This window comes from Streptomyces sp. SAS_270, assembly GCF_052543295.1.
Genome location: NZ_JBMNDS010000096.1, coordinates 1 through 12,573, shown reverse-complemented (window position 1 = coordinate 12,573; position 12,573 = coordinate 1). Strand labels below are relative to the sequence as shown.

At 70.1% G+C, this 12,573-nt stretch carries 9 protein-coding genes; 6 read left to right on the top strand and 3 right to left on the bottom strand.

Features of this window, described 5'->3' with window-relative positions:
- The first annotated feature begins 24 nt into the window (after window positions 1-24).
- Window positions 25-1,284 carry a YncE family protein gene (locus ACN6LB_RS39770; protein ID WP_445030124.1) on the top strand — a complete coding sequence of 420 codons (1,260 nt, stop codon included), beginning with the start codon at window positions 25-27 and terminating at the stop codon, window positions 1,282-1,284.
- A gap of 102 nt (window positions 1,285-1,386) precedes the next feature.
- Here ACN6LB_RS39770 and ACN6LB_RS39765 read toward each other — a convergent pair whose 3' ends face one another.
- The 3 genes from ACN6LB_RS39765 to ACN6LB_RS39755 form a co-directional block, all read right to left on the bottom strand.
- Window positions 1,387-2,505 carry a GNAT family N-acetyltransferase gene (locus ACN6LB_RS39765; protein WP_445030123.1) on the bottom strand — a complete coding sequence of 373 codons (1,119 nt, stop codon included), beginning with the start codon at window positions 2,503-2,505 and terminating at the stop codon, window positions 1,387-1,389.
- 353 nt (window positions 2,506-2,858) lie between these two features.
- Window positions 2,859-4,724, bottom strand: coding sequence for a cellulase family glycosylhydrolase (locus tag ACN6LB_RS39760; RefSeq protein ID WP_445030122.1), 1,866 nt, complete (start codon window positions 4,722-4,724; stop codon window positions 2,859-2,861).
- 99 nt (window positions 4,725-4,823) lie between these two features.
- Window positions 4,824-6,812 carry a GTP-binding protein gene (locus tag ACN6LB_RS39755; protein ID WP_445030121.1) on the bottom strand — a complete coding sequence of 663 codons (1,989 nt, stop codon included), beginning with the start codon at window positions 6,810-6,812 and terminating at the stop codon, window positions 4,824-4,826.
- Between the two features lie 250 nt (window positions 6,813-7,062).
- On the opposite strand from ACN6LB_RS39755, the gene ACN6LB_RS39750 reads away from it, so the two are divergent.
- The 5 genes from ACN6LB_RS39750 to ACN6LB_RS39730 all read left to right on the top strand — a co-directional run.
- Window positions 7,063-7,800, top strand: a complete 738-nt coding sequence (locus ACN6LB_RS39750; RefSeq protein WP_445030120.1) for a tetratricopeptide repeat protein — start codon at window positions 7,063-7,065, stop codon at window positions 7,798-7,800.
- A 180-nt stretch (window positions 7,801-7,980) separates the two neighbouring features.
- Window positions 7,981-8,451, top strand: a complete 471-nt coding sequence (locus ACN6LB_RS39745) for a (2Fe-2S)-binding protein (protein WP_445030119.1) — start codon at window positions 7,981-7,983, stop codon at window positions 8,449-8,451.
- A complete protein-coding gene (locus tag ACN6LB_RS39740; protein ID WP_445030118.1) occupies window positions 8,448-10,811 on the top strand; it encodes a xanthine dehydrogenase family protein molybdopterin-binding subunit in 2,364 nt (787 codons plus the stop codon). The genes ACN6LB_RS39745 and ACN6LB_RS39740 overlap by 4 nt, the downstream gene beginning before the upstream one ends.
- Window positions 10,808-11,662 (top strand): FAD binding domain-containing protein, encoded by an 855-nt coding sequence (locus ACN6LB_RS39735; protein WP_445030117.1) that lies wholly within the window; start codon window positions 10,808-10,810, stop codon window positions 11,660-11,662. Before ACN6LB_RS39740 ends, ACN6LB_RS39735 begins: the two co-directional genes overlap by 4 nt.
- A gap of 16 nt (window positions 11,663-11,678) precedes the next feature.
- Window positions 11,679-12,573 (top strand): AAA family ATPase (locus ACN6LB_RS39730; protein WP_445030116.1); only part of this gene is annotated, 895 nt, incomplete at its 3' end.

The window sequence follows — 12,573 nt, the reverse complement described above, 5'->3', positions numbered from 1 at the left end:
CGCCGCAGACGACAAGGACCCACCATGTCTGTCCTCAGACCCCGGCATCTCTGCATCCTCGCCGCCGCCGTCGCCCTGACGTTCACCGGCCCGGCGACCGCCGCCCAGGCGGCCACCGCGCAGGTCTCCGCAGCCGACCTGCGCGAGGTGATGTTCGTGGGCAACAACTGGGACGGCACCGCCGATGTCGTCAAGTCCAGCGGCGACTTCGCCAAGGTCGGCCGGGTCAACGTCGTGCCGGACAAGGACGCGCGGATGGCGGAGATCAACGCCGACCCGATCAAGTGGATCTACTTCATGGCCATTCGCAACGGTGTCGGCGAGGGCCACGACCAGCTCGTCGACGACATGTACTCCACGCCCGACGGCAAGTCCATGGTCGTCTCCCGCCCGAGCTTCGCCGACGTCGTCTCGATCGACCTGGCCACCGGGAAGATCAACTGGCGCTTCCCCGTGTCGGGTTACCGCGCCGACCACATGGCCGTGTCCCCCGACGGCACCCGCGTCGCCGTCTCGGCCTCGACCGCCAACACCGTGCACGTCCTCGACATCAACACCGGCAAGCAGCTCGGCTCGTTCGGCACCGGCGACAAGCCGCACGAGAACATCTTCAGCCGCGACGGCAAGTACATCTGGAACATGGCGATCGGCGACGTCAACACCTCGCTCGACGCACCATGGCAGGACTTCACGAAGGGCGACCGGAAAATCACCGTCGTCGACACGACCACCTTCAAGCAGGTCAAGGTGATCGACATGCGGCAGCGGCTCGACGCGATCGGTCTCAAGGACTACTCCGACGCGGTCCGCCCCGCCGTCTTCAGCCCCGACGAGTCCAAGTTGTACTTCCAGGTGTCGTTCTTCAACGGGTTCCTGGAGTACGACGTCGCCTCCGACAAGATCACCCGGGTCAAGACGCTGCCGAAGAACCCGGCCACCAGCGAGGACCGCACCACCTGGGTCAACGACTCGCGCCACCACGGCCTTTCGATGAACCCCTCCGGCACCAAACTGTGCGTCGCCGGCACGATGGACGACTACGCGACCGTCGTCGACCGCGCCACCCTCCAGGAAGGCCCGCTGGTACCCGCCTCCAAGCCCTACTGGGCCACGGTCAGCGGCGACGGCAAGTCCTGCGTCATCTCAGAGAGCGGCGCCGACCAGATCACCGCCATCGACTTCGCCACCGGGACCAAGACGGTCTCCGTGGCGGTCGGCGACCACCCGCAGCGCGTACGGCTGGCCCATGTGGCGGCGAACTGGACGTCTCCGTCCGCGGGTTGACCCCGCAGGGCGGACGCACCAAAGCGCCCCCACGGTGATCGCGGCCGTGGGGCGCCGCCGGTGCCCGGCGGGCGGCGCGGAGGCCCGCCGGGTACCGGCGGTTCAGCGTGCCCGGCCTCCCACCTTGCCGGAAGCGTCCACCAGGCCCGAGGTACGCAGTGTGCCGACCGTTTTCAGCAGCCGGTCGGCCGGTTCTCGCAGCCGGGGATGGGCCAGCACCGTGTTGCGCAGACCGCGCACCGGTCTGCGGAGCAGCCGGTGCGCCGCCGCCACCGGGTGCGGGCGGGTCGCGAACCCCTCGGCCACGCGCAGCTCGCGGGTCTTGAGCCAGTCCTTGTACTGCTTGTCGCCGCGCCCCCAGTCCATCAGCGTCACGCCGTGCCGGCCCGCCGCCTCGGCCATCCGAAGGTGCATCAGCAGCCCGGGCGAGTAGTAGCGGAACTCGGGGTCGTAGGCGGTGAACCAACACGCGAACACCGTGCGCGAACGCGGTCCGAAGTGGGCGGCGACCGGCCGGTCACCGGCGTACACCACGGACAGCACACCGGTGAAGTGCTCCTCGCGGACATGGAAGAGGTTGTCCACCAGGGCCACGATCCACGGCCGCGCGAACCGGTCCATCCGTCCTGTCCTGCGGTACTGGGCGGACTTCCAGAGCATCAGCCGGTGCAGCACCTGCGGATCCCGCTCGTCGAAGACGAACCGCATCTCGCCCAGGTCCCGCCCCAGCCGGCGTTCCTTCTTCAGCGTCGTCTTGGCCAGGCCCGGATACGCGCCGCGCAGCCACTGCGGGTAGTCGCTGTCGCCCGGCTTCAGGTCGATCACCGGCGAGGCGAACGTCCCCGTCACATACCGCCCGAATGGTTTCTGCTCGTCGATCAGGTGGTCGAACTCGAAGACGGACAACCCACAGGCCCGCAGCAGTTCCTGGACGTCCCAGGCGACCCCGGGGCGGTGCACGAGGGCCTGCAGATCGGAGAGACCGAGACCGATGGCGCGCCCGACCCCCAGGGAGTTGCGCTCGTACGGGAAGAAGCCGACGGGCTCCCCGTTCTCGTGCAGGACCGCCACCCGCGCCCCACCGCGGTACCGGCCGACCCCGGCGGCGAACTCCGGTGAGAGGAAGGGGTTGGCGTACTCGGGCGACTCGTCCATCACCCCGTGCCAGGCTCGGCGAAGCGACGTGCTCAGCTCGTCGGGTCTGTGAATGGTGATGTCCACCTCAGATCAACCGCCCTTCCGCGGGCCCCGCGAGCGACGTACCGGTCCGGGCACCGACCAGTAGGGCGTGTGGATCACTGTTCATGGATCGCATGGACGACCGCTCCCCCCATGACGCGCAGTCCGCGTCCTGACACTTCCTGGTGTATCTGCCGATCCACGCCGGGTATCCGCTCGTCCCGCGGTCGACGACCGAGATCCGAACGGTTCGGTGGGGCTCAAACGTCGCGAAACAGTACGCACGCTGTCAAGGGGGTCTGACACAACGAAAGCCTGCAGGACGGACGGACCGCTCCGTTCAGGCCCGTCCGACCTGCAAGTCGTGGCTTTCCCGCCCTTCCGGAGGCATTCGGTCAGGCGTGCGAGGCCGCCCATGACGTGAGTTCCGCCTTGGCCGCGTTCAGCAGGGTCGACGAGGGGTTCGCCGCGCCGTTGGTGACCAGGGCGTAGTGCAGGGTGGCGGAGTCGGTGGAGGTGAGCAGAAGGCGCCGGCTGCCCGTGCCGCCGGGTTCGGCCGCCGTGGCGACCGGTGTGGCCGTGGTGTACGCGGGCAGGCCGTGGACCGCGCCCAGGTCCGAGACCACTGTCGTGGAGGCCGCGGGGAAGGACGCCGGAAGGTGGAGTTCCGTGGGGGCGGTCGTCCCGTCGGAGCGCCACATCAGCAGGCCGTACTGGCCTGTGCCGACGAGCTGGGAGACGTTCGGCAGGCTGCTCGGGACCGGGTTCCACGTCAGCGTCGTGGAGCCGTCGCGGGAGCGGTCCTCGTAGGTGAAGGCGAGGGCCCGGCCCGCCGTGGCACTCGGGTAGAGGCGGTCCAGAAGACGGGTGTCCTGGCGCAGGACCGCCTTCCCGGAGTCGTCCAGGCCGACCGCCGAGAGGTCCTCGTCGTTCCAGGCGTCGCCGGAGGTGAGCACCTTGTCGGGGTTGCCGTTCATCAGCTCGTGGTGGCGGCCGCTGTAGAGGTCCCACTGCCACTGGGAGCCGGAGAGGACGGGGCCGGAGCCTTCCGGCTTCGACCACCAACCTGCGCCCGGGACACGGGAGTCCAGTGCCTGGTACATGGCCTTCACCACGGTCGGGGCCTTGTCCGAGACCGAGCCCGACAGCGGGTGCCCGAACTCGCTGACCACCGCGGTCGTGCCCGCGGCCGAGGCCCGGTCGCGCACCGCCCCGAAGTCGGTGGCGTACTGCCCGTCGCCCGCCTTGCCCCACATGAAGACGCCGGAGATCGCCTTCTGGTCGTAGAAGTGGGTGTTGAACACATAGCGCGAGCCGAGGGTGCCCGCATCCAGGAGGCCGCCCTCCTGTTTCTGGAAGTCGAGGTTGGAGTTCCAGAAGAGGTTGGGCTCGACGAAGGCGGGCTTGGCCTGCCAGCCGGCCGCGTCCATCCGGGCCCGGAACTTCGCATAGAACGGCCAGAGGATGTTCTGCTCCCAGGTACGGCTGGTCTGCCCGGAGTCGTACGTGCCCGCGAACGGCTCGTTGAAGGGGTCGAAGCCGACGACGCCCGCGAACTCGGCCGAGGTGAGGTGCGCTCGGACGTAGGTCATGGTCGTCTGGGCGGTGGTGAGGAAGGCGTCCTGGAGGCCGTGGGCGTTGTGCCAGAAGTCGTACGACGCCTGCTTGACGGCCCCGTTCTGGGTGATGTTCTGGCCCCAGAAGAGGCAGATCCCGCACGACTCCTGGGGGTAACCGCCCGCGTCGACGGCCCACTTGGGGGCGCCGTCGCCGCTGTACCAGCTGCCCGTGTTGAAGAGATAGCGGGAGTAGAGGTCCTGGTGGAAGTCGGGGTAGACGCGGATCCCGGCGTCGAGGAAGGCACGGATCTGGTCGGTGACGTCGGCGAGGTAGCCGGTGTCGACCTGGCCGCGCGCGGGTTCGGCGTGCGCCCAGGAGAGCAGGAAGCGCACGGAGTTGCCGCCACCGAGGGCGCGCAGCGCGGTGGCGGACTTCTTGGCGTCGGCGACCGACGCGAAGGGCAGTCCGCTGTGCTCCTCCAGCTTCGTCTCGCCCGAGACGTTGTAGCCGCGCAGCACGACCTCGCGGCCGAGTCCATCGGTGAAGTGGCCGTTCGCGACGGTGAGAGCGGCGGCGGGTTCGTCGAACCAGAGGGAGTCGGGGAGTCCTTCCGCGGCGGCGGGCTGGGCGCTGCCCGCCGCCGTGAGGAAACCGGTGAGGAGTACGAGGACGCCGAGCAGACGCGCACGTAACTTCGCCATGCTCACTACAGTCCGGGCGCATCGGGCATACGTCAACACCCCTGACTCATGAGTAAGTTTCTTGTTTCAGCCGTCCCTGCCGTGCCATGTCGGGTCATGTCACCCACCGACCCGCCGGGTCACATTGAGCAGGTACTCCTTCCGGTCGAGAGGGTTGAGGTCGGTCCGCGGACGGTCGGGAGCGCTGCCGCCCGCGACCGGCGCGTAGTGGTCGAAGGCGCATTCCAGTTCGCCTTCACCGCGCGTCAACGCCGGGAGCTGCTGCTCCAGTTCATGCACCCGGGCCACCGGGACGCGGCCCTCCAGTACGCATGACGTGCCGTGTGTCTCCGTGGTCCGGGGAACGGCACGCTGCCGGGCCAGCAGGGGCAGGACGGCTCCCAGGGTGTCCGCCGGGAGCTCCAGGCGGAAGCGGTGCATCGGCTCGTACACCTGGGTGCCCGCCTCGCGCAGTGCGGCCATGACCACGAGCGGGGTCAGGCCCCGGAAGTCGGCGCCCGTGCTCGACATGCTCTTGTCGAAGCCCTGGTGGGCGTGGCTCTGCCGGGGTGAATAGCCGCAGTGCGTCATGGTGACCGTGCAGCCGGTGACCTGCCAGCCGTTGAGACCCTGCCCCAGCGCCTCCCGCACCGTGTCCTCGACCGCCTTGAAGAACGCGTACGGCATCGAGCCGAGTTCGACCTCCAGCCGGAATTCCACGCCGGAACCGGTCGGCGCGGGATCGATGCGCAGTCCGACGGTGGCGAGAAAGGGATTGGGGTCCTTTCCGTTGAACTCGACTGCCGTGCCCGTGCCCATGGGCCTTTCGACGCACAGCGGGGTGGTCTCGCGGAACGTCACAGCGACGCCGAATTCGTCGGCGAGCGTCGCCTGAATGACTTCCTTCTGCACCTCGCCGTAGAGGGAGACGGAGATCTCCTTGCGCACTTCGTCGTGCCGCAGGTCGATCAGCGGGTCCTGCTCGGCGAGCTGGGTGAGCGCGAGGTGCAGCGCGCCGTTGTCGGCGGGGCTGGTGGGGACGACGACGGTTTCCAGGGTCGGCGGGGAGAAGTGGTGCTCGGCCGTCCCCTTGCGCGGCATGCCGAGACAGTCGCCGATCCGGATGTCCGCGAGGCCCCAGAGCTTGCCGATCCGCCCCGCCGCCACTTCTGTCGCGCGCACGTCCGAACCGCTGTCGAAGACGCTGATCGCGGTGACCTTCCCCTCCTCCCCGCCGCGCATCAACAGCCGGTCCCGGGTGCGCACGGTGCCCGAGAACATCCGTGCGTAGGCGATCTTCTCCCCCGCGGGGCCCCGCTCGACCTTGAAGACGGTGCCCGAGACCGGGCCGTCCGGGTCGCTGTCGGCCGCGGGCAGCAACTCCTTGATCCCGGCGATCAGTTCGGGGACCCCCGCCCCGGTCACGGCCGAGCCGAAGAAGACGGGGTGCACCACGGCCCTGCGGGTCTGCTCCGCGAGTGCGGCGCGCAGCCGGCCGTAGGAGACGGCACGCTCGTCGTCGACGTACGCGGCGAGCAGTCCGTCGTCGCGCTCGGCGAGCCGGTCCAGCAGGCGCGGACCGAGGGAGCGGGCGTCGAACGGGGTGAAGTGCGCGTCACGCGTGCCCGGTTCGTCGATCCCGCCCATCGGGACGATCGCCTCGGTGAGCCGCGCGGAGATGTTGCGCAGCACGCGCTCGTCCTGCGCGCCGGGACGGTCGATCTTGTTGACGAAGACGAGTGTGGGAATGCGCAGCCGCTGGAGCGTCCGCATCAGCACACGGGTCTGCGCCTGTACGCCTTCGACGGCGGAGATGACGAGGACGGCGCCGTCGAGCACGCTCAGCACCCGTTCCACCTCGGCGATGAAGTCCGGGTGGCCGGGGGTGTCGATCAGGTTGACGGTGACGTCGTCGACCGCGAACGACACCACGGCGGACTTGATCGTGATCCCGCGCTGCCGCTCCAGCGCGAGGGAGTCGGTCTGCGTGCTTCCGTCATCGACGCTGCCGATCTCGTCGATGACCCCGACCGTGTGCAGCAGCCGCTCGGTCAGGCTTGTCTTACCGGCGTCTACATGCGCCAGAATTCCCAGGTTCAGCAAATGCACCGGGTGTCATGTCCTTTGAAATGGGAGTGATTCCTTCCTGCGGGGACATGAACGGTGTGCGCATTGCTGCTCCTCGATCTCGACGGCTCGCTGAAAAACGTCCTTCGTAGTGCAGCAGGCGGCGATGCGTGAGGGCAACGGATTTATGGCGACGGCGGGGGTCTGCCGGACGGCGCCGCGCATAGCCTGTAACCGGGCGGCAGACGAGGGGGCGGATGCCATGTCCGCGAAGCCATGCGGGGAATGCGCCATGACCATGGGGGCACTTCGGGAGGAGCTGCGGCGGGCCACGGAGGACGAAGCGATCGAGGGTGTCGCGTCGTTCCGCGGGACCGTGAACCGGCCGTATGAAACACCCCTGCCCGAGGACGATCCGGTCCTGTTGCTCGAACGGCGCCTGGCCGAGTCGGAGCGCGAGCGCGGTCCCGACCATCACGACACCCTGGTCGCCCGCAGCAACCTCGGAGGCGTCTGTCAGGAGGCAGGGCATCTCGACCGGGCCGTGTCGCTGTTCGAGCGAACCCTGGCCGCGGCGGAACGCGTCCTCGGCCCCGGCCACGTCGACACGCTCACGTTCTGCAACAACCTCGCCTCCGGCTACGCGGCAGCCGGCGACCCCGGTCGTGCCATTCCCCTCTACGAACGTGCTCTGGCCGGTCGCGAGCGCGTCCTCGGCCCCGACGACGTGCGCACCCGGCTGTGCCGTGACAACCTCGCCCGCGCCCACGAACTGGCGGGGAACCCGGCGCGCGCCGTCCCGCTCCACCGGCGGACCCTGGCTGACCGTGAACGCGTCCTGAGCCCCGGCCATCCCTACACCCTGCTGTCCCGCTGCGAGCTCGCCCACGCCCACCACGCGGCGGGCGACGAGGAGCGCAGCGCGGAGCTGTTCCAGCGCACTCTGGCCGACAGCGAGCGCCTCTTCGGGCCCGACCACGCCGCGACCCGGAATGTCCGGGCGTTACTGGCCCATGTGCGGGGCGGCTGACCCACCGTTCGCCGTCCCGGGGAGGGGCTCGGCTGCGCCCGCGGGCTCGGACGAACACCGCCCTCGTGCAACGCTCAACAATGCCTGTCGCAACCCTCCCCCCTCCCGCAGTGCGGTCCTAGAGTGACGCCCATCACCTCCGGTGGCTGATTTCCCTCGCACGGTTCCCTGGGAGGGCACATGACCCGTATCTCGGTGACGGTGGACGGCACGACGTACGAGGACGAGGTGGAACCCCGTCTTCTCCTGGTCCACTACCTGCGCGACCGCCTGGGCCTGACCGGCACCCCGGTCGGCTGCGACACCTCCAACTGCGGGGCCTGCACGGTGGACCTCGACGGGGAGAGCGTCAAGAGCTGCTCGGTGCTGACCGTGCAGGCCGACGGGAGCGAAGTGACCACCATCCAGGGGCTGGCCCGGGAGGGGGAGTGGCATCCGTTGCAGCAGGCGTTTCACGAGCGGCACGCGCTGCAGTGCGGGTACTGCACCCCGGGCATGATCATGGCGGCCCGGGATCTGCTTCGGGAGAACCCGGATCCGGGTCCGCGGCAGGTACGGGAGGCGCTGGAGGGCAACCTCTGCCGCTGCACCGGCTACCAGAACATCGTGCGCGCGGTCCTCGCCGCCTCCGGGCAGGAGGTCTCGACATGACCGACCAGGTCACAGAACACGAGGTCGGCCGCTCCCGGCCGCGCAAGGAGGACGCCCGGCTGATCACCGGCCAGACCACCTGGACGGACAACATCACGGTCAACGGGCTGCTGCACCTGGCGATCCTGCGCAGCCCCATGGCGCACGCCCGCATCGACCGGGTCGACGTCTCCCCCGCCCGCGAACGGCCCGGTGTCGTCGCCGCGTTCAGCGGCAGCGACCTCGCCGAAGGCCTCGGCTCGCTGCCCTGCGCCTGGCCGGTCACCGAGGACATCGTGCTGCCCGACCATCCCCCGATCGCGGTCGACGAGGTACGTCACGCCGGCGACCCGGTGGCCGTCGTCGTGGCCCGCGACCGGTACGCGGCCGCCGACGCGCTGGAGGCCGTCGAGGTCGACTACACCCCGCTGCCCCCGGTGCTCGACCTGGAGGCCGCCCTCGCCGACGACTCCCCACTCGTCCACGCGGACAAGGGAACCAACCGCTGTTACGACTGGCGGCTGGCCACCGGCGAGGACTACGCCGCCGTCCGGCACCGCTCCGACGTCGTCCTGCGCCGCCGCTACCACCAGCAACGGCTGATCCCCAACGCCATGGAACCGCGCGCCGTCGTCGTCACCCCGCTCGCCGCCTCCGGCGAGTACACCGTCCACTCCTCGACGCAGATCCCGCACATCCTGCGGATCATGCTGTCCGTCGTCACGGGCATCCCCGAGCACAAGCTCCGGGTGATCGCCCCCGACGTCGGCGGCGGCTTCGGCTCCAAGCTCCAGGTGTACGGCGAGGAGGCCCTCGCGCTCGCCGTCGCCCGACGGCTGGGGCGGCCCGTCAAGTGGACCGAGTCGCGCTCCGAGGGATACCTCGCGACCCATCACGGGCGCGGCATGATCCAGGACGTCGAGATCACCGCCAACCGTGACGGCGGGATCAACGGGCTCAAGGTCCGGCTGCTGGCCGACATGGGCGCGTACTTGATGCTCGTCACGCCGGGCATCCCGATCCTCGGCGCGTTCATGTACCCGGGGATCTACAAGATGGACGCGTACGACTTCACGTGCACCGGCGTGTTCACGACCCGCACCCCCACCGACGCCTACCGCGGCGCCGGGCGCCCCGAGGCGACGTACGCCATCGAACGGATCATGGACGAGCTGGCCGTCGAACTCGGTCTGGATCCGATCGAGTTGAGGCGACGCAACTGGATCCGGCACGAGGAGTTCCCGTACACGTCCGTCGCGGGACTGACCTACGACAGCGGCAACTACGAGGCCGCCACGGACCGGGCGCTCGCGCTCTTCGGGTACGACGAACTGCGCGCGGAGCAGCACAAGCGCAACGAACGCGCAGACGCCATACGGCTGGGCATCGGCGTGTCCACGTACACGGAGATGTGCGGGCTCGCGCCGAGCCGGGTGCTGCGGGATCTGCGGTACTCGGCCGGCGGCTGGGAGGCGGCGAGCATCCGCATGCTGCCGACCGGCAAGGTCGAGGTGGTCACCGGCACGAGCCCGCACGGGCAGGGGCACGTGACCTGCTGGAGCCAGATCGCCGCCGACGTACTGGGGGTGCCCTTCGACGACGTCCAGGTCCTGCACGGCGACACCGGCACCGCTCCACAGGGCATGGACACCTACGGCTCACGCTCGCTCGTCGTCGGCGGGGCCGCGGTGCACCAGGCCGCGCAGAAGGTCGTGGAGAAGGCGCGCAAGGTCGCCGCGCACCTGCTGGAGGCGAGCGAGCACGACCTCGAGTTCACCAACGGCGTGTTCTCGGTGAAGGGTTCGCCCGACGCCCGCAGGAGCATCCAGGAGGTCGCCTTCGCGACGTTCTCCTCGCACGACCTGCCCGACGGCATGGAACCCACCATCAACGCCGAGCACCTGGTCGACCCGGAGAACTTCTCCTACCCGCACGGGACGCACCTGTGCGCGGTCGAGGTCGACACCGAGACCGGCAGGACCTCGATCCGCTCCTACGTCTGCGTCGACGACGTCGGCCGCGTCATCAACCCGATGATCGTCGAGGGACAGGTGCACGGCGGGCTCGCGCAGGGCATCGCGCAGGCGCTGTACGAGGAGGCCGTGTACGACGACGAGGGCAACCTGCTCTCCGGCACGATGGCCGACTACCTGGTGCCCTCGGCGGCTGACCTGCCGGACTTCGTGACGGACCGGACCGTGACGCCGTCCACCACGAATCCCCTCGGTTCCAAAGGAGTCGGCGAGGCGGGGACGATCGCGTCGACGCCCGCCGTCGTCAACGCGGTCGTCGACGCCCTGCGCCCGCTGGGTGTCACCGAAGTCGCGATGCCCTGTACTCCGCAACGGGTCTGGGAGGCCCTCCAGGAGGCTGCGACATGATTCCCCCGGCATTCGCATACGCCAGGCCGACGAGCGTCGACGAGGCCGTGCGCACCCTCGCGGACGCCGGTGAGGACGCCAAGGTCCTCGCCGGCGGGCAGAGCCTGCTGCCACTGCTCCGGCTGCGGCTCGCGTTTCCCGAACTCGTCGTCGACGTGGGCCGGATACCCGAGCTGCGCGGGATCCGCGAGGACGAGGGCACGCTCGTCATCGGCGCGATGACCACCCACCACGATGTGCTGCGCGACCCGCGGGTGCGCCGGCACGCCGGGCTGCTCGCGGCGGCCACTGCCACGGTCGCCGATCCCGCCGTACGCCATCGCGGCACCCTCGGCGGGTCACTGGCCCACGCCGATCCGGCCGGTGATCTGCCCGCCGTGATCCTCGCCCTGGACGCCACGCTGCTGGCGGTGGGGCCGCAGGGGGCGCGGGCCATCCCCGCCCGGGAGTTCTTCGTCGACTACCTGCAGACCGCGCTGCGGCCGGACGAGCTGCTCGTGGAGGTGCGGATCCCGACGGCCGACGACTGGGGTTTCCACTACGAGAAGTTCCAACGGGTCGCGCAGGCCTGGGCGGTGGTCGGCGTGGCCGCGCTGGTGCGCCGCGACAACGGGCACATCGCCCAGGCGCGGATCGGGCTGACCAACATGGGCCCGACCCCGCTGCGGGCGGCGGCCACCGAGGAGACGCTCTTCGGTGCGGCGGACGCCGGCGCGGTGGCACGGGCCGCGGAGGCCGCCGCCGACGGCACGCGTCCGTCGGCCGACCCCTCGGGGTCGCCCGCCTACCGGGCTCATCTCGCCCGGGTGCTCACCCGGCGAGCGGTGCTGGCCGCCGCCGGGCTGGGGTGAGGGGCCCGTCGAGACCATGGCGGACAAGGGCGGCGGCGGTTACGGCCTGACGGGTCCGGACGAGGTGCGCGCCCGGCTGGAGCGGACGGGGTACCTCCTCGACGAGGGGCTGGCCGTCGCCTGCTTCCTTGCGCTGCGGCTGCACCGGCCGCTCTTCTGCGAGGGCGATGCGGGCGTGGGCAAGACCGCGCTCGCCTCCGCCCTCGCTCAGGCGATCGGCGCCCCGCTGATCCGGTTGCAATGTTACGAGGGCATCGATGCCTCCCAGGCCCTGTACGACTGGGACTTCCCACGCCAGCTGCTGCATCTGCGGGCCGCCGAGGCAGCGGGTGTCGCGGACGCCGACCGTCTGGAAGGGGAGCTGTACGACCGGCGGTTCCTGATCGCGCGGCCCCTGCTCCGGGCGCTGGAGACCCAGCCCTGCGTGCTCCTCATCGACGAAGTCGACCGCGCAGACGACGAGTTCGAGGCGTTTCTGCTGGAGCTGCTGTCGGAGTACGCGGTCACGATTCCCGAACTGGGCACGCTGCGAGCCGAGTTGCCACCCGTCGTCGTCCTGACGTCGAACCGTACGCGCGACGTGCACGACGCGCTGAAGCGACGCTGCCTCTACCACTGGTTCGACCATCCGGGCTTCGTCCGCGAACTCGCCATCGTCCGAAGGAGGTTGCCTGGCGTGACGGCCCGGCTCGCCGAGCAGGTGACCGCGCTCGTGCAGGCCCTGCGCGCCGAGGACCTGCTCAAGCCGCCCGGCGTGGCGGAGACGATCGACTGGGCGGAGGCCCTGGATGCGCTGGGCGCGACCGAACTGGACGCCGAGCTGGCGGTGGCCACGCTCGGGTCGGTCCTGAAATACCGGGAGGACGCGGAGCGGGCACGGGGTCTGGACCTGTCGGCGATCCTCGCAGCGC

Excerpts from the sequence above, each read along its gene's own strand:
- ACN6LB_RS39770 (WP_445030124.1), top strand. The coding sequence starts at position 25 with ATGTCTGTCCTCAGACCCCGGCATCTCTGCATCCTCGCCGCCGCCGTC.
- ACN6LB_RS39760 (WP_445030122.1), bottom strand. The coding sequence starts at position 4,724 with ATGGCGAAGTTACGTGCGCGTCTGCTCGGCGTCCTCGTACTCCTCACC.
- ACN6LB_RS39750 (WP_445030120.1), top strand. The coding sequence starts at position 7,063 with ATGACCATGGGGGCACTTCGGGAGGAGCTGCGGCGGGCCACGGAGGAC.
- ACN6LB_RS39745 (WP_445030119.1), top strand. The coding sequence starts at position 7,981 with ATGACCCGTATCTCGGTGACGGTGGACGGCACGACGTACGAGGACGAG.
- ACN6LB_RS39740 (WP_445030118.1), top strand. The coding sequence starts at position 8,448 with ATGACCGACCAGGTCACAGAACACGAGGTCGGCCGCTCCCGGCCGCGC.
- ACN6LB_RS39735 (WP_445030117.1), top strand. The coding sequence starts at position 10,808 with ATGATTCCCCCGGCATTCGCATACGCCAGGCCGACGAGCGTCGACGAG.